This is a genomic window from Corynebacterium sp. HMSC034H07 (genome assembly GCF_001815175.1).
Taxonomy (GTDB): Bacteria; Actinomycetota; Actinomycetes; order Mycobacteriales; family Mycobacteriaceae; genus Corynebacterium; species Corynebacterium hiratae.
In genome coordinates this window covers 1-17,179 of record NZ_KV819481.1, presented here as the reverse complement: position 1 = coordinate 17,179, position 17,179 = coordinate 1, and the positions used below count along the sequence as shown (strand labels likewise).

At 60.9% G+C, this 17,179-nt stretch carries 11 protein-coding genes; 5 read left to right on the top strand and 6 right to left on the bottom strand.

Going from position 1 to position 17,179, the window contains the following annotated elements; genetic code table 11:
* Positions 1 to 15 precede the first annotated feature (15 nt).
* From HMPREF3009_RS00195 to HMPREF3009_RS13625, 4 genes are all read right to left on the bottom strand, one after another.
* On the bottom strand, positions 16 to 2,853 hold the full coding sequence (locus tag HMPREF3009_RS00195; protein WP_070679254.1) for an AAA family ATPase: 2,838 nt from the start codon (positions 2,851 to 2,853) through the stop codon (positions 16 to 18).
* The gene (locus tag HMPREF3009_RS00190; protein ID WP_070509666.1) at positions 2,853 to 6,521 is read right to left on the bottom strand and encodes a tubulin-like doman-containing protein; all 3,669 of its coding nucleotides are present in this window, start codon (positions 6,519 to 6,521) and stop codon (positions 2,853 to 2,855) included. Before HMPREF3009_RS00190 ends, HMPREF3009_RS00195 begins: the two co-directional genes overlap by 1 nt.
* Positions 6,522 to 6,591: 70 nt before the next feature.
* Positions 6,592 to 9,561, bottom strand: coding sequence for a VWA domain-containing protein (locus HMPREF3009_RS00185; RefSeq protein ID WP_070679250.1), 2,970 nt, complete (start codon positions 9,559 to 9,561; stop codon positions 6,592 to 6,594).
* A complete protein-coding gene (locus HMPREF3009_RS13625; protein ID WP_232760836.1) occupies positions 9,561 to 10,208 on the bottom strand; it encodes a hypothetical protein in 648 nt (215 codons plus the stop codon). The genes HMPREF3009_RS00185 and HMPREF3009_RS13625 overlap by 1 nt, the downstream gene beginning before the upstream one ends.
* A gap of 435 nt (positions 10,209 to 10,643) precedes the next feature.
* Between HMPREF3009_RS13625 and HMPREF3009_RS00175 the strand changes: the two genes are divergently transcribed.
* From HMPREF3009_RS00175 to HMPREF3009_RS00160, 4 genes are all read left to right on the top strand, one after another.
* Positions 10,644 to 11,378 (top strand): queuosine precursor transporter, encoded by a 735-nt coding sequence (locus tag HMPREF3009_RS00175; protein ID WP_070546933.1) that lies wholly within the window; start codon positions 10,644 to 10,646, stop codon positions 11,376 to 11,378.
* Positions 11,379 to 11,496: 118 nt separating this feature from the next.
* Positions 11,497 to 11,706, top strand: coding sequence for a type II toxin-antitoxin system RelB family antitoxin (relB, locus tag HMPREF3009_RS00170; RefSeq protein WP_042528872.1), 210 nt, complete (start codon positions 11,497 to 11,499; stop codon positions 11,704 to 11,706).
* A gap of 2 nt (positions 11,707 to 11,708) precedes the next feature.
* Entirely contained in the window at positions 11,709 to 11,993 is a 285-nt protein-coding gene (locus HMPREF3009_RS00165; RefSeq protein ID WP_046648850.1) for a type II toxin-antitoxin system RelE family toxin, read from the top strand.
* Entirely contained in the window at positions 11,986 to 12,720 is a 735-nt protein-coding gene (locus HMPREF3009_RS00160; protein ID WP_070546936.1) for a sortase family protein, read from the top strand. The genes HMPREF3009_RS00165 and HMPREF3009_RS00160 overlap by 8 nt, the downstream gene beginning before the upstream one ends.
* Here the strand turns inward: HMPREF3009_RS00160 and tgt are convergent.
* Together tgt and HMPREF3009_RS00150 are read right to left on the bottom strand one after the other, a co-directional pair.
* The gene (tgt, locus tag HMPREF3009_RS00155) at positions 12,708 to 13,991 is read right to left on the bottom strand and encodes a tRNA guanosine(34) transglycosylase Tgt (protein WP_070679246.1); all 1,284 of its coding nucleotides are present in this window, start codon (positions 13,989 to 13,991) and stop codon (positions 12,708 to 12,710) included. The two genes, HMPREF3009_RS00160 and tgt, sit on opposite strands and share 13 nt — an antisense overlap.
* 6 nt (positions 13,992 to 13,997) lie before the next feature.
* Positions 13,998 to 16,430 (bottom strand): MMPL family transporter, encoded by a 2,433-nt coding sequence (locus HMPREF3009_RS00150; RefSeq protein ID WP_070679243.1) that lies wholly within the window; start codon positions 16,428 to 16,430, stop codon positions 13,998 to 14,000.
* A gap of 453 nt (positions 16,431 to 16,883) precedes the next feature.
* Here HMPREF3009_RS00150 and HMPREF3009_RS13355 point away from each other — a divergent pair, with 453 nt between their 5' ends.
* Positions 16,884 to 17,153 carry a hypothetical protein gene (locus tag HMPREF3009_RS13355; RefSeq protein ID WP_158010548.1) on the top strand — a complete coding sequence of 90 codons (270 nt, stop codon included), beginning with the start codon at positions 16,884 to 16,886 and terminating at the stop codon, positions 17,151 to 17,153.
* The last annotated feature ends 26 nt before the right edge of the window (positions 17,154 to 17,179 follow it).

Sequence of the window (17,179 nt, the reverse complement as noted above, 5' to 3'; positions counted from 1 at the left end):
CTTAAAGAGGTTCCGTCAGAAGGTTTCGTCGAGGTCTGAGAGGTCCGGGGCTGCCGGCTGACCAAAGAATGGCCGCGCGGCTGAGCCCTCGTTGTTCTCCTGCACCGGCGACTTAAAGTCCATGTGATTCGTATCATCCAGCTCATCCAAGGACAGATCCGAGGGCTGAGCAAAGGACTGTGCGCTGGACGACGCATCCGGAATCAAGTACTTGAAATCCGTAATCTTTCCGTACTGCACCACGGTCACAGAGCGTGAAAGCTGGCTGGTCAGCGCGGTCTGGCTGTCGACCTCCACGATGCGCGTGCGGGAGCCATCAATTTCGGTATAACCTTCAGCGCCGCCAGCGCTGGTGAGTGCGTTGGGGCTAAAGGCCTGGAGGGCTCCCTTTTCCTGGTTCATTCCGGCGAGGAACTCGGAGGTGCTCTGCACGCGGCTGCCGCCCTCCTCGCGGAAGGTCACGCGGCTAAGGTAGCGCTGCAGACTGCGGGTCATCCGCGGATCGGTGATGACCTTCTGCCATTCCTGTTGCTTCAGGTCACGGTCCTGCATGTAAGCGTGATCGAGGTTGCGCGACAGGTTATCCAAGGCGGTGCTGGATCCCAGTCCAGCCATGCCCCACATCTCATTGAGCGCCACGGCCGAGTGACCAGTGCGGTTGCGCTCGAAGGTGTTATTCATGTCGTCGAGCAGTGACTTAAGCGAACGGTGTGCCCATTCCGTCTGGTAGATGTAGGAGCGGATTTCATCCGTCATGCGCACGGCATCGTCGCGGTTGAGCACGGCCTGGGCAATGCGAGCGTTTTCTGGAAGACCCGCCTGCGGTGTCCGCAGCCGGTCGCTCGAGGTCTCCTTGCGTCCGAAGGGTGCGTAGATCGCCCGGCCCAGCAGAGCCGACCAGCTCAGGAACTGGTTGTAGGCGTTGGAAATGCGCGAGATCTCCGCGGAGGAGGTGGCCAGATTCTGTGCGGCAATTTCCTGATTGCGGTTGAGCAGCTTTCGCCTCTGCACGTAGTCAAAGATTTCACGCTGAGCCTTAGTAAAGACCGCCCAAGAGCAGATGAGGAAAAGCATGCCCGCCAGGATGATGCCCACGACGTACCACGGCCAATCGAACCACTGCGAATACTCACCCAGCGGCAAGTCTGGGTTGTAGCGCCCGGCCACCATGTAGGTCATGAGGGCAAGCGCCACGAAGAGCACGATCCACATCGTGCGCAGCTTCCGGGTCAGTGCTTTGTTCTCCGCGTTGAAATCACGCGCTTGGAAGTTATTGGCCAGCTCTTGCAGCTCGCGTGCTTTGGCGTGCGCGTCGCGGTACTTCTGCTGGGCATGCCCCAGCTTCTCCCATAGACCCTGGCCCACCTTCCAGGCGAAAGTGGTGCTGTTCTTTGCTCGCCACGAGGCGAACTCGCGCTTCTTGCGGCTCACCGCCTCGTTGCGGGTCTGCTGGCTGGTGTACTCGATGTCAGCGGCGAAACGCTCGGCACCTACTGGATCGAAAGGCGCGACGGTGGCTTGGGACTCGTGTGTATAGCCCAGCGTGCTGGTCATCAGCGGGTGGAAGCCTTGGAAGGAAGCGCTGACATCCTGCACAGACTGGCCACCGTATTGCACGATGTACATGTTGCCCTGGTTATTGCGCAGCCCCTTGGTGTCGATGCTCTCGCGCCACGAGCCATCGACCAAGCCGAGTGCATAGTCGTGATATGCCTCCCACGTGCGCGACAACTGCGGTTCCTGCCCCAAGGAAAAGTGCTGCTCCCGGGCGACCCGCATGGTGTGCTCGCTGGCTTGGCGCAGCTCTTCGACGCTCGTCGCGCCGCTACCCTTGCCGGAGTGCCCCGCCAAGACGACCTCCACGCTGGAGTCCTCGCCATAGAGCATCTTCTGCAGGAAAGTAGCCGCGTTCTTGTTCATCGCACCGCGCTGGCCCTCAACCCAATCCTGGGGCTTGCCCACCACCGTGGACCAGTACAGACGCAGATTATCCTTCAGTGCTGCCCAGCCGCTGACCTTATGGGACTGCAGCTCTTCATAGGCGGTCGGGGCGCTGACCAGCGGAGATATCTCCTGGTTGATGAACATCTGCGCGCACTGCTCCGTGAGCTGCTCCGGGTTGGCATAATGCACGGCGCGCGAAATGTTGTTGACCTGTGGCTGCGGCAGACGCTGGCCGGGATCGAAGACAGCCTTTTTCACCTTGTCCTCGATGTCATTGGCATCGATGGTGCGGTGGAAAGCGCGCACGAGACGGAAGCGTTGCCGGTCACCGGTTTCGATGACGCGGTGCGTCTCCGGATCCAACACCGCCGGTTCCGGCATGCCGCGCCACAGACCGAAAATGCTGGCCACGGCCGGGGCTGCGAACTGTGCCAGCTCGAAGCCGTCCGCGGTGCGCTTGATGGGACGGATGCGCGATGACGCCGGGGTTCCGCCCTCCTCCGGGGAGAGCACGAGGTTGCTCCAGCCCTGCAACGGGGCGATGTCCACGCTTTCGCGCGGGAGGGCGGAGAGCAGCAGGCGCACGCGCAGATTGGAGGCCTGGATGAGCCGCTGATCGACGGCGCTGACCCACTCCGTGAGCTTGTCGACGTCCTGCGGTTGTTCCGCGTCCATCGGGTCAATGGTGGCGAGGAGGACGTCCCCGCTGAAGCTGCGGAGGGCCTCGTCGAGCGTCGACAAGCGCGCCGTTCCCTCTTCCGTAAAGGAGCGCACGACGGCCCCACTGGTGGGGTGGGCATAGTCGATCCAGAGGAAGTTCTGCAGGAGACCAACCGCACGCAGATCGCTCAGGCGGGAGCGGATGTCATCCGCGGTGGCGCCGTGTCCAAAGATAATTACGTTCGTCATTAGAAGGTGTCATCCAGGTCGTTGAGGTTGAATTCCGGCGCGGTGGGCTGGGCGAAGCCTGACTCGGAGCTACGCACCTGCGGCTCCGGCTGGGCCACGGGATTCTCCGCCACCGTCTTAGCCTGATCCAGGTAGTTGCGGATGACCGGAACCATCGCGATGACGTCCAGCGCCAAGTCACGGTAGTACGGCGTTATCGAGGCAACTTCGCGGGAACGGATCTCAGCGAAAGGCTTTTCCTTCCGGCCCTGGCCCGGCAGAGCATTGGAGTGCCCCGGCACAAAGTGGTCTGCGCCGCGAGCAAACTTGTCCAGCTCGTTGACGAAAGTTTCGTAGCGATCCTGAATAGAAGTGCCTACAACTCCGCGGTTCGGGACGTCACCGTTAGCCAGGAACTGTGCCAGGCGATGCACCACTGGGTGCGTCGAGGCACCAGAGTGGGCGAAGTCGAGGCCGTCGTCGAAAAGCCCACGCAACAGTTGGTACGGGTACAGCGAGGAGGCGAAACCGTAACGCCCAGTTTCCTGAACCTTGGCGTAGGCGATGAAGATGGATTCCAGCACCGAGGACATCCAGTCCGACTTCTTGATCATGCGGCGTGGTGAGATGAGCAGCGGGTTCGGGAAGTCCACCCAATCGTTGACGCCGCCATCTGTGTCATCGAAAATGTGGGCCGCAGCGTTGGCGGCATCCGGGTTCGAAATGTAGACGCGGCCGGTGATACGCCCGATGATCCAGCCAGCCACCATGGCCTGGCGTTCCGTGTTCGTCAAAGGCAGTGCTGCCGGCAACGGGCGGGTGCGGCGCTCAGACCACCAGGAGCCGTCGAAATTGTCCTGCTTCTCAATGTCCTTGGCAATGTAGTTGAACATGGAGGAGAAGACGATCGGCGAGTAGTTCGGGTAGGAACCGAAGATCTCGATGTGCTGGACGTGGTCCGACATGTTGAGCGAGTTGCGCAAAGCTACGGAAGAAGGACCGTCAATCTCAGGGCGGCTCAGCACTGACTCCAGCTGAGCGGCAATGCCGGTCTCCGCAGAGCCCAGCTCCGCAAACGGGATATCGGAGAAGGAATAGGTGTACTGCACCGACTTGCCGTGAATACGCTGGACCATCTCATCGTTGACGGCAGCCAGCGGGCGGGCATAGCTCAGGGCCAGCTGGAAAGCCTCGATGAAGCGACGCTGACGCTCCGCGTGCTCGACCTCGTTGATGTCTGGGGTGAGCGTGAGATAGCGGCGCAAGTCCACCGAATTGAACTTCTGGAACTCGTAGTCGCGGCGATTAATCCACTGACGCGAGCGCTCAAGCAGATCAGTTGGGCGAATCTTCGCCCGGTAGTGCGCGCGCTGCGATTCGCGGGTTTCGCCGTTTTGCGGATGGCGCGAGAGGTACTTGGAAACCCAGCCGGCCCGGTTGGAGTAGGCATCGTTGGTGCGCTTCTGCGGCGCCAAAGTGTCATTCGGCGCTTGGGCCGCATCGAGCGATTCCCATTCGCCGCGGATGACCGCACGCACTGCAAAGGGATAGGCCTGCTCGTAGTTGGTGACATCCGCGGTGGACTGCTGGCCCTGGATGGTGCGCAGCATCTGGTCCCGGTAGTCCGAGATGAAGCTGTTGACGTCGGTCAACATGATTTCGTTCTCTGCGCCCTTGAAGCGGGATTCCACGACCTCATCGAGCTCCGTCGGCCACGAGTTGACCTCATCGGTGCGGACGTCAGCAAGCTTGTTGGTTTCTGGGCGCTTCGACACGGCTTTCTCCAACACCGCGTGGGCATCCCCTAGCTCGCGCTTGAGGTGGAAGAGGTTCTCATCGGCATAGTCCTGAAGGACGTCCTTGAGCAGGTGCGCAATCGCCATGAGGGCGTAGCTGTAGAACTGGTTGAAGTACAGGCCCATGAGCGCATTGACGGTGGGGGTCGGATCCGTCATCTGTCCCTTACCGGTCAATGGGCTGAGGATGGGATCCGCGCCTTCCGGCTTCGTCAGCACGCGGGTGTTTTGGTAGTAGCCGGAGTACTCCGCCAGGCACGGCAGGAGGCGGTCGGAGTTGGTGAGAACATCCGTGATCTTGGAGAGCATCTCGCGCACATAAGGCACGCCCACCGCGGCCAGCTCCGCCTCCACGGCGGCGAGCACGCTATCGCTGAAGAAGTTGGCGTAGCGGTAGACGATGTCATAGGCGGCATTGTTAAGAACAGATGCGATGGCCTGCTCGTTGCGCGGATCCGCCATGTTGCCCTCGAACTCTTCACGCCATTCGTTGACGTTGCGGCCCTGGCCTACGGGGATGAAGCTCTGCAGGTACTTCGTGGCGCTGTCTGCGGCCTGCTGGGCTTGACCGCCAAACACGCTGTTGAGCCAGTTCCACACGCTGCCGCTGTCGATCTGCCCGCCCTGCGCCCAAGAAGGATCGAGCGTGATGGAGCCGAAAGCATTGGGCAGCCGCTCCTCCAGCTTCTTGGCAATCTGCATCTCGCCGGCCTCGGGGTTTTGCGGGTCGAGGTGCCCGTTGAAGAGGCGCTCGAAGGCACTGCGCGCAAGGCGCTGGGAGGAGTACTCGGCGAAGCGATCGCGGCCCATCGACACCTGGGCATAACCCAGCGAACCCCAAGGCAGGCGACCCCACGGGGTTCCACCCGTCGGGCTATCCCAGCCGAAGAAGCGGCGGCCGCCGTCACCGGCCGGAGTGTTAGTCATTGCATAGGACACCAAGTTATCGCTGGCCTTGGTGGAGGCCATCAGTCCTGCCAAGGCTCGTCCCAGGCCACGGTAGATGGACATGGCGGAGCCGTCACCAAAGCGGGCGCTGGTGGTACCCATCTTGGAGCCGATCGGGAAAATACGGCTGAAGATCTGGCCCTCCGGCGGAGTACCCATGTCGAAGGCCTCAAAGACGGCGCGGTCATGGTCGCTGGAGTTGCCCATCTGCGCGGCGACGACTTCACCGAACATGGCGAGCGAGTTCGGCCACGCGCCGGCCATGTCATCTGCCTTGTTATCGGAGAAGATCTCCGGGGAGTACATGAAGACGAGCGTGCCCTGCGGGTTCACGTTCGGAATGGTGGTGAGCACACGGCACACGTCGAGGAACATCGAAGCACCTGCACCGCCTGCCATGGAGGAGACCACGAGGACAACCGGCTGTGAATCGCCGGTATCAGAGTCCAGCTTGGTCTGCTTGTAATTGAGGCGGTTGAGCTCCTGGATCGCCTCCTGCGTGAACATCTCATCCACCGCATCCTTGAGGGCCTGGCGAATCTCCTTCAGGTGCGGAAGGGTCAGCATGCGACCGATCGCACGGTACTGGCCGGCACCGTCAGCCAGCTTCACGTCATTGGTGGCGGGGTTGCGGGTGGCCCACGTTGCGATCTCCCCGAGCTTGCCGGAGCGGCCCAGGATGCTGGATACGCCTTCATCGAAGGTGTTGTAGTTCTGGCGCGAACCAATGCCCACGTAGTGGCCACCGTTCTGCGTAACGTTCGGCAGCTTTTGCGGGCCGGCTTCCTCTTCGAGCGGCACGTCGATGTTGACGAACTGCCAAGCCTTGGGCAGCTCGGTTAAGTCCGGGTCGATGCTTCGCAGCTCGGCCTTGAGCTGGTCCATCATGAACGCCAGTGTCTTGGCGCCGGAGCCACCGCAACCGACGACGAGGAACTTCTTCATCTCTAATTACCTTTCGAAGGGGAGGTTCGCTTCTGTTCTATTTAGGGTTGGTGCGTGCTGCTCAACCGGCTTAGCCCTGGGAGCCGAATCCCGGGCTAGGGGGCCAGCCGCCATTGTTACCAGGGTTACCAGGATTGTTCGGTCGCTGCTGGCCTGGCTGGCCGAAACCGGGGCCTCCACCGAAGCTGGATCCGCCACCAACGTTGGGGCCACTGCCAAAGCCGGGGCGCCCTGGCCCGCCTGTGGGCCCTGGCTGGCCGTGATTCGGTGGACCGGATGGCTGGGACGGCCCAAAGCCTCCGTGCTGCGGCGGTTGCTGCTGCGCACCATTGCGGGGAGCACTCTGCGGGCCGCGCTGCGGCGTAGGTGGTTGGCCAGGGTGTGGTCCGCTCTGCGGGGCATTCGGCGGCTGCGGGCCAGGCTGGCCCGCCTGCGGCGGCGTCTGCGGCGGTGCCTGCGACTGTGACTTCTCGGCGGGGAATTCCACTTGGTCGAAGAGCTGCAGGGCCTGGCGGCTGATCTCCTTGGACATCTCGTCGTACGCGCTGGCCTGCGCCAACGTATCGACAGTCAGGACGATCTCTCCGGAGTTGCGGTCCTTCGCGTTGCCCACGAAGAACCACGTGTTCTGCACAGCAAGTGGCAGCACTGCGCGATATCCGGACTTCTTGCCCTTACTGGAGATAGTGCCATCGCGCTGAACCTCCACGTGGGCGGCGGTAAAGGGGCTCAGGCCCATCTTTACCTTGGCGTCGTTGCCACCCAGGCGAACAGAACGTGCAGAGGTCTCCACTGGAACGGCACCTTGGAACTCGTCCTTGGACACCGCAAATGGGCGGCCATTATCGGTGCGTATGAGGTTCGCGCCATCGCGCTTGACCGGGATGGTCTTCGCAAACATGCGCGGCTTCTCCGGAATGCGGCCGCTAATCCACTTCATCAAGTACAGAATTCCCAGGGGGATCAGCAACGCGAGCACAACCGCAAGGACGAAGGACAGACCGAACGCGGACTTGTTCAATGGCGCGCTCATGGAGCCCTGCAGCGTCAGCGGTAGCTCCAGCTGTTGGTTATCCTCAGCCGACTGCAGGTTAATCACCGGCTCCACGCGCAGCGGGCCATCCGCCATCTCCTCAACGCTCACCGTCACCGGGATGGTCGTTTTCTCATCCTTGGAAAGCTCCAGCGCGGAATCCTCAGAGTTGTGCTTGGAGCTCACGGAAACGGAAGGTACTCCTGCGGGAAGCATGCCGTCAGCGGAATCCACAGTCTGGTCTGCTACCCAGACCTTGCCGGGACCGGTCACGGGGACATCGACGGTAATTTCTTTCTCCGTCATGGTGATCGTCTGCGCCGAGCCCACCGTCGGCATATTAACCGGGGTAACGGTCAGCGGCGTTTCCGCGTTGATGGGATCCAGCTTCGAGCCTGGACGCTCATCGGTGCCCTTGGTGGTGATCTCCACGCGCGTCACCAGCTGACCGGATGCCGCGTTTTCCACTTGGTCCAGCGGAATGTCGACTGGCTGCCCATCCGTGATGGGCGCATTGTCCACGAGGGTGACCGGGGAACCATCCTCCGGTACGAACTCGGCGTGGAGGGTACCTTCGCCCTCCAGCGTGCGCGGCTCGCCCTGGCCATCGACCAACTGCCCCTTCAGGACCTGGTCCGAGTTGATGCCGCCTTCCACCTTGGAGCCGTCTTCCGTCTTGAGGTCTAGGTTGAGGCCCGGCACCATAACGACGGACGCGAGGTACTCGCCATCAGTTCCCTCAGCCACCTTGTAGCCAAAAGTCCAGGCGCCTGCCCAGGGGTCGCCGTCCTTCTCCATCGCGATATCAACCATGCCTGGAAGCTTGCTGTTCTCCGTCACGGAGACCTTCGCGCCGGCTACGTGAGTGGTATCAGGCTTGAGCTCAACGGTTTCACCATCGGGCCCAGTCAAGGTAGGGATGAGCTCTCCTTCCCCAACCGAGCTCTTCGGCACCGCCGACAATCGCACTGGGGACACGGAGTTATCGAGGACGAAATCGAATTGGTCCTTGAGGTTTCCCTCCTTGGTCACACCACCCGAGGTGGGGATGAGGTTACGGAAGGCAGCGAACAGCGCCGCTGGATCCTCACCCGCGTCGAAGAAAGCACCGTTGGGAGCGCCCTGGCCGCAGTCTTCGCCCTCCGCCATGCGGGTGAGCTGGCGGACCTGATCTTGTGCTTCCGCAGCCGGCACGAGGCCCACGTTAAAGAGGCGGATATTGGAGTTGCGGAACGCGGTGACAGAGGAATTTACCTCACAGAGCTTGTCCTGCGCTCCCTGGAGATCGTGAGCCTCGGCATCCGTGTAGTACTTGCCATCGGTAAAGAACACGATGGCGCGGCAGCTGCTGCCCTGGTGGGAAGCCAGTTCCTTGAGTGCTCCCTTGTAGGCCGCGCCATAGTTGGTCTCTAGATCCGCAACACGGTCCTCCTGTCGGAACTTGTCCAGTTCGCCTTTGAGAGCATCCCCGTTGCCGGAGACATTGGTCCACCCGCCATAGTCAGCTGGATCGCTGTAGTACTCGGAGCCGAAACCGGCGAGCTTGACGTTGATGTCTGCGCCATTGTCCTCCCCGAGGTTAGCCAGCTGCTTGACGATGTCCGCCGTGGCGTCAACGCGGAAAAAATCAGCATCCGTCGGCTTCGATCCCTCATAGCCAACCAGCGAGGCCGACTGGTCAAGAACGAACAACAGGTCCGCGGATTTTTCGCTGGCGATGCAGGAGCCAAAATCAGAGAGGTTCTTTTGCGAGACCTCAGAAAGCGCGGACTCGGAGCCGATTCCCTCAACGTGCTCCTGTGGCGGCGGATTCTCTCCGCCGTGGTCTTCTGGGTTCTCCCCGTTTTGTTCTTCCGGCTGGCCTTCCGATCCCTCTGGTGCAGGAGCCTCCGGCGCGGGGGCGTCTGGGGCCGGAGGAGCCTCCTGCGCCACCGCTCCCAGGCTGCCGCCGAATCCGGCGAGTGCCATCGCCGCGGACAGGGCAAGTACACGAGTGAGCTTCTTCATTAGACGCCAACCGCCTTTCCTACGTAGAAGGCGATTTCCACCGCAGCGACAATAACAAGGACAAAGCTCCCGCCCATGATGAGGCGGTACAGCAAGGTTTGCGTGGTGTCCTCTACATAAAACGTCTCAGCCTGGCGCTGCGTGTTCTTCAGCGTATAAATACCCAAAAGGATGAAGGACACGATTCCAGCCAGCAGCCAGCCGCCAATAGCCAGGCCAAAGAACAAGACCTGCGTAGGGGCCGCCACGAGCGGGGCGACAATCAACAGAATCAGCGCAATGACCGCAGATACGCCCGCTGCAATGAGAAGCGGCCACGGTCCCTTCGTGGGACCCGTGGGTGTTGCCACCTGGCGGCGGTAGTCCGGCGCCGGGGAGGACTGGCCGAAGCCATCCGGCGAGCCCGGCGCGCCGAAGGAGCCACCGGTACCCGAATCGGAGCCTTGGCCAAACCCAGAACCCGAGGAAGGCTTCTGTACGGGGTTCTGCGCAGGATTCGGTGCACCAAAGCCACCGAATCCGCCAGGTCCACCGGGCGCGCCAAACCCAGAGCCAGAACTGTTTCCGGACCCTGTGCCTGGCTGGGGAGCCCCCTGTGGCGGGCGCCCGCCGAACTGTGGTGACGAGCCTGGGGAACCAAACGTCATATCGATGACCTTCCCTAATGCGAAGTTGTGCCGCCGACTAGCCTCTACCTACTCCATCGAAAGGCGCAGAAGGCGAAAAAGACCAGCCGGAGGCTTAAGGACTAGAACCAAGGTAGCCGTGCCCCCTGACACGGCCTGCCCTTCAGTGGCCCGAAATTCGAACGCGCCCGAATTTCTTCGAGCGCACCGTGGCACAGTAGACAGGAAACGTGCAGGGAACACGAAAACACTGCAAGCAAAAGAATGCCACACTAGGAGCGTTTTTTCTGCCCACTTCACAGATCTTTATGGGTGGACTACCGGAACTGCCTCCCAGGAAGGTGCAGCTCAACTGCTCTTTCTTAAGGAACGAGGAGGAATGGGAGCACTCCCCGTCTGATGGGAATCAATTTCCCCATTTCTGCTTCCCCCATTTTCGTGGAAAGATGCTGAGCCATGACAACTCAATCGGCAACCGCAACCACCGCAAAGGGTGGCGAGAGCATCCGATTCATCCCGGTACATTCCACTTTGTACCCGTGGCTGGTCGCGGTGTTCGTCGTTACCTTCCTCATCTCGAACATCAACGCCACGAAGGGCGTCCAGCTCGGCCCGCTTATCACCGATGGCGCCTTCTTCCTCTTCCCCATCGCCTACATCGTGGGCGACGTTCTCTCTGAATGCTATGGCTTCAAGTCCACCCGCCGAGCCGTGTACATCGGTTTCGCCATGGCGCTTCTAGCCGCAGTTTCCTTTTATATTGCAATCTGGCTGCCCGCGGCTGATTTTTACGAAGGCCAGGAAGCCTTCGCCGCCACGCTCGGCCTGGTTCCGCAGATCCTGCTGGCTTCCCTCGTCGGCTACGTCGTGGGCCAGCTGCTCAATTCCTTCACCCTGGTGAAGATGAAGGCCCGCTCGGGCGAGAAGGGCCTCATCGCCCGCCTTGTTGCTTCCACCGTCGTCGGCGAATTCGGCGATACCCTGCTGTTCTGCGCCATCGCAGCGCCTGTCATCGGTATCGATTCCTTCAGCGGCTTCCTGAACTACGTCATCGTGGGCTTCTTGTGGAAGACCGCCTGCGAGGTCATCATGCTTCCACTGACCACGCTGGTTATCTCTTGGGTCAAGCGCCGCGAGGACTACGTGCCTATCGACGAGGCCGACACCCCTACGTCAGCGCCGTCTAAGTAGCAGCGACCCGCCCCGATCTTTCACCCCCTTAGCACGCACTGTGCTGAGGGGGACTTTTCACTCTTCCCTTCACTTGCCCCAATGAATACAATGTATTCACGATGGTTAAGGAGGAAATATGGCTACTTTGACAATTCGCATGGATGATAACGACGCGGAACTCGTTCGGAATTTAGCCGCCTTTGAAGGCCGGACGATATCTGATTTTGCCCGAGCAGCACTTTTAGAACGGGTCGAAGACTACTACGACCTTCAGGAACTGCGCGCAGCAATGGCAGAAGATTCTGGCGAACGGTTTAGCCTTGATGAGGTCCTCGAGGATCTCTAAAGATGTCGGAGGGAATCACTTCATATCACGTCGAATTCACTTCGAAAGCCCGGAAACAGCTAAAGAAGTTTGACCGATTCGATGCGCGAATCATCGTGACGTGGATCCAAAAGAACCTCGAGGGCTGCGAAGACCCTCGAGCTCTCGGAAAAGGATTGACTTCAAACCGTTCAGGTGAATGGCGCTATCGGGTCGGTTCTTACCGCATTCTGGCGTACATCCACGACCAGAAAGTAACGATTGAGGTATTCGCTATTGGCCACCGGAAGGACATCTACGATGCATAAGCATCTACGAGGTTCCCTCCTCCCCATCCTTGGCCTGGCTACAGCCTTCAACCTTGCGGCATGCTCGGGTACAGAGGAAGTCACCACGTCGTCTGAAACGACGAGCCACGCGGCACCGGAAACGACGGCGGTGAGCAGTGAGGCGTCGTCAAGCGCAGCACCCAGCACCACCCCTCCCCCGCTCAACCAAGGCCCAGCACCCGCTCTGACCGGCACGTTTGAGATGGATGGCCCAGCCACCATCACGGGCGCGACCTATGATTCGATGCCCTTCGTCCTGCCTCTCAACCCGGCCGGACCACAGGAGACCATGGTGCGCTGGGTGCAAGACTGGGGCGAGTCCCCCGCCACGGCAGAGCACGGCACCACCTACGTTTTGGGACACGCCTGGGGCCAACAGAAACTGGTGTTCAACCCCTTCTCCGAGGTGGTCACCGCCAACGTGGACCTGAGCAACCCCACCACCGTGGAGGGCCTCGAGGGTATGGAAGTGCAGCGCTTTACGACGCCCATCCTCAACGGCTCCCACATCCGCATGACCTCCGAGGGCGGTGCCGGGCGCGAGTGGATCGTGGATAACGCCTTCCTAGTTGATAAGGAACAACTAGGAAGCGACGCGGACCTGATGAATACCGAGGTTCCCGGGCGCATCGTACTCATCGCCTGTGCGGTAGACGGCACCACTGACTTGGAGTACAACGTCATCGTCACTGGTCACTTGGCGTAATAGCGCCCCATAAATTCATCGCGGTATGCCTCGTAATAGCCGCCGTCGATGGACTCCCGAATGTTATCCACCAGGCGGATCATGAACTCCAGGTTGTGGATGGTGCACAGCGTGCCGGCCAGGAATTCCTTGGCCTTGAGCAAGTGGTGGATGTAGGCGCGGGAGTAGTTCTCCGAGACGTAACCGCCAAACTCCTCGTCCACACCAGAAAAGTCGCGCTTGAAGCGCGCATTAGTGAGGTTCATGCGTCCGTCGAGAGTGTAGACGCCACCGCGGCGCGCCAGACGGGTCGGCGCCACGCAGTCGAAAGTATCGGCACCAGCCTCAACGGCGGTAAAAATATCATCCGGTTCAGAGATACCCAGCAGGTGCCGGGGCTTATCGACGGGCAACTCATCGCATACCCAGCCCACAATCGTGCCCAGGTTCTCCTTCTCCAATGCGCCACCGATGCCGAAGCCACCGAATCCTCGACGGCCATTTGCCTCGGCGCGATCGGAAAGCTCCACCAACCCGCGCGCGGCCTGGCGGCGCAGATCCTCGTATTGCGCGCCCTGCACCACGCCCCACAGGGACTGGCGCGGCTTCTGCGGGCCGCGGGCGAGCGTCAGTCGGTCGTGCTCATCCAGGCAGCGCTGCGCCCAGCGGCGCGTGCGCTCCACGGATTCCTCCTGGTAGGTGCGGGTATCTACGAGCGTGGTGAGCTCATCGAAGGCAAACATGATGTCCGCGCCCAAGCCATGCTGGATCTGCATGGAGACCTCCGGGGTAAAACGGTGCATGGAGCCATCGATGAAGGACTTAAAGTCCACACCGTCCTCATCCACCTGCGCCATGCGCTCCTTCTTGGCCGCACGGATATCGGAGTCCGTCAGGTCTGCCACGTCCATGGCGAGTACCTTTTTAAAGCCCACGCCGAGCGACATGACCTGGAATCCGCCCGAGTCGGTATAGGTCGGCCCATGCCAGTTCTCGAAGGTAGCCACACCACCGGCCTCGTCCACGATGTCGTGGCCCGGCTGCAGGTAAAGGTGGTAGGCGTTGGACAGGATGGCCTGCGCTCCGGTCAGGCGAATCTGCTCCGGGGTCAGCGTCTTCACCGTGGCCTTGGTGGCCACCGGGATGAACGCCGGGGTCTGGATATCGCCATGCGGTGTGTGAATAACACCGGTGCGGCCGTGCTTTCCCGGCTGCGCTGGGCCGCTCAAGTCCAGCTCCTTCTTCACGTCGAAGGAAAGGTCGGTCTCCAGCAGCGGCTTAGGGTGAGTCATAGGGAACTATTCTACGGGCTGCGCTGCCTTATCCTCTGCTTCACGGGATGCTGCTGCGTGTTTGCGCTCCCATTCTTCCTCGAGTGCGGTGCCCTCGATGTCCAGCTGCGGGATCAGCTTGTCCAGCCACTTCGGCATCCACCACGTGGTATGCCCCATGAGGAACATGGTGGCGGGGACAAGCGACATGCGGACTAAGAAGGCGTCGAAAAGCACGCCCGCTGCCAGCGCGAAGCCAAAGATTTGGATGAAGGGAAGGGGCTGGCTGATAAAGGCCACGAAGACGGAAATCATGATGATGGCCGCGGCGGTGACCACGCGGGCACCGGCGGTAAAGCCGGCGATGGTGGCCTCGTCGTTGGCGTTGTACTTGCTGTACTTCCCGCCGCTGCCCTGCGGGTAACGGGAGAAGTGCTCGCGCATGCGGGTGACCAGGAAGACCTGATAGTCCATGGCCAGGCCGAAGGTCACGCCGATGAGGAAGATGGGCATGAAGGAAATCAGCGGGCCGGGCGCGGGTACTAGGCCGGTGAGGCCGTCCTGCCACACCAGCACGGTCAGGCCGAAGGCGCCGCCGACGGAGAGCAGGAAGCCCAAGCCGGCCACCAGCGGAACCAAAATGGAGCGGAACACCGCCAACAGCAGGAAGATGGCCAGGCCTACCACGATGGCAAGGTACGGCCCCATGGCTTCTTCGAGGCGCTCGGTGATGTCGAGCTGCACCGCGGTCAGGCCGGTCATTCCGATCTCGGCGCCGGTGGCATCCTCCAGCTCCGCGCCGGCGGTGCGCAAGGCGGAGGCGGTGCCAACCGTGGCCTCATCCGTCGGCGCTGTGGTGGGGCTGACCATAATCTGCGCAGCCTTCATGTCTTTGCTCACGCCCACCAGCTGGGCGTGCTTAACGCCGCCGACCTGGTTCAGGCGCTGCACGGAGTAGATGAAGGAGGAAAGAGCGGCCTTCTTCTGCTCATCTTCTTCGCCTTCTTGGCCCTGGATATAGGGCTGCAATGCCGCGGATTCCGGGTTGGCGTTGGCGCCATCCACGATCACCAGGAAGGGGCCGTTGATGCCGGGACCGAAGCCCTCGGAAAGCAGGTCCGCCGCCTTGCGCTGGGTGGTATCCGGGTTGGAGGTGGTATCCGCCGGCAGGGCCAGCTCCATGTGCAGGACCGGGGCGGTCAAAGCTCCCAGGCCGAGCACCACCAGCGCCATGACGATGCCTGGGACACGCTGGACCGTGCGCACCCAACGGTTGCCCATCGTTGGCTTCGTGCGGCGAGGGCGGCGCTTCGTGGGGTTGCCGGCTACGCCAGGGATGCGCCCGGCGAAGGCCTTATCACCGAGCAGTCCCAGCATCGCGGGCACCAAGGTCAGCGCCACGAGCACGGCCATGAAGACCGTGCCCGCAGCGGCCAGGCCCATGGCGGTGAGGAAGCTAATGCGCGCCACGAGCAGCGCGAAGAGCGCGATGAAGACCGTCGCGCCGGCAAAGACCACCGAGGAACCCGCCGTGCCAACGGCCATGCCGGCGGCATCCGGCCCATCCATGCGGGAGCGCTCCTGCCGGTAGCGCGACATGATGAACAGCGCATAGTCGATGCCCACGGCCAGGCCAATCATGACGGCCAGCACCGGGGTGAGGTTGTTGAGCTCCATCCAGTGGGTCGCGATCATGACGCCCATCGCACCCAGGCCCACGCCCACGACCGCGGAGATAAGCGGCATGCCTGCGGAGGCCAGCGAACCAAAAGTAATAATGAGGACGATAAACGCCACGGCTAGGCCGATGACCTCAGAAATCGAATTGACCTGGATCTCATCACCGAAGCCCGCGCCGCCGGCCTCTACTTCCAGCCCCGCCGCGCGGCCGATATCCATGGCCTCATGGACCACGTCTTTATCCGCGGGGTCCACCGAATAGGGGCTTTCCGCATCGAAGTCGAAGGTGGTGTAAGCGATGGTCTCATCAGCATTGACCATGGCCAGGTTATCGGCATCCGCCCGCGCGGTCTCCTCCGGCAAACCCATGGAGGTGAACTGCTCAATGACCTGCTGCTGAAGTGCTGGCGATACCTCAAGCGGGTTGCCCCAACGCTGCTGGCTGCCCTCCGGGATATCAAGGCCTTCAGCAATGTGGTGCACCACGTCCTCGACCGCTTCTTTATTATGCGGATCGCTGAGCTTCTGCCCTTCCGGGGCCTTGAAGACGAGGTTAACCGACGGCGCATTTGCCGGATTACCATTTTCCGGGAAGAGCTCCACCGCGCGGCGGGTGGCATCAATAGCGGGCGTGCCGCTGATGGAGTACTCCGTGGTCATCGGCTTCATCAAGCTCAAGGTTGCTCCACCCGCGGCCGCCACGATGAAGATCCAGGCGATGATGACCTTCCATCGGTTGATGTAAGACCAGCGGCCTAGGTGGTAGAGCAGCTTTGCCACGGAAATTCCCCTTCACATGCGCGATTATTGCTCGCGGAAGCTTTGGTGGTGGACACGAATGTGCACCAGTTTAACCAGTTGGGCTGTGAAGCCCTAACGGTATCGCACGCCCAGCTGGGCACCAGGATGAGATGAAAACGCCGCGAAAAGAATCATTCCAAGCGGGGTACCGGCAGTAAAGACCAGCAGATCCTTCGCAGCGAACTGGTGCACTAGACCATCATCCCCCAAAGTTTTTCCTAGGGAATCCCAAGCAATCCAAACTACAGTCCCAAGACCAAGGGCTTTCGGCCTCCTTAAATGAAGACATCGCACGAGCAAACGACAAACTACTTGAGCCAGTTCAACGGGAGTAGGTATATCTTGACCTCATTAGAGGACCACCACCTTCGGTTTGATCCTGTCATCTCCAGAACCCTAAGTTTGACGGGCGATTCATCGAAATTGGAAGTGATGGCTAAGACATTCCTCGCGGTGTCTGCTCCATTCCTCGAAGAGATTCCTCCGGAAATCATTAATCGACTTAGAGAATCCGAGTTCTCCAAAAATCTCGAGAGCGCGGAGCGATGGCTCAAGGCGAGTGATGAGAGAACCCATCAAGCACACATTGACCAAGAACCAGATGAATTGATTATCCACTATGGCAAGGTTTCTGCCCTTGCAGAGGCTGCTTGCTGCATTGACCCATCCAATGTGGACAAACAAAATTTGTTCTACTTCTGAGGTTACCCTCGTTTAGTGGACACCCT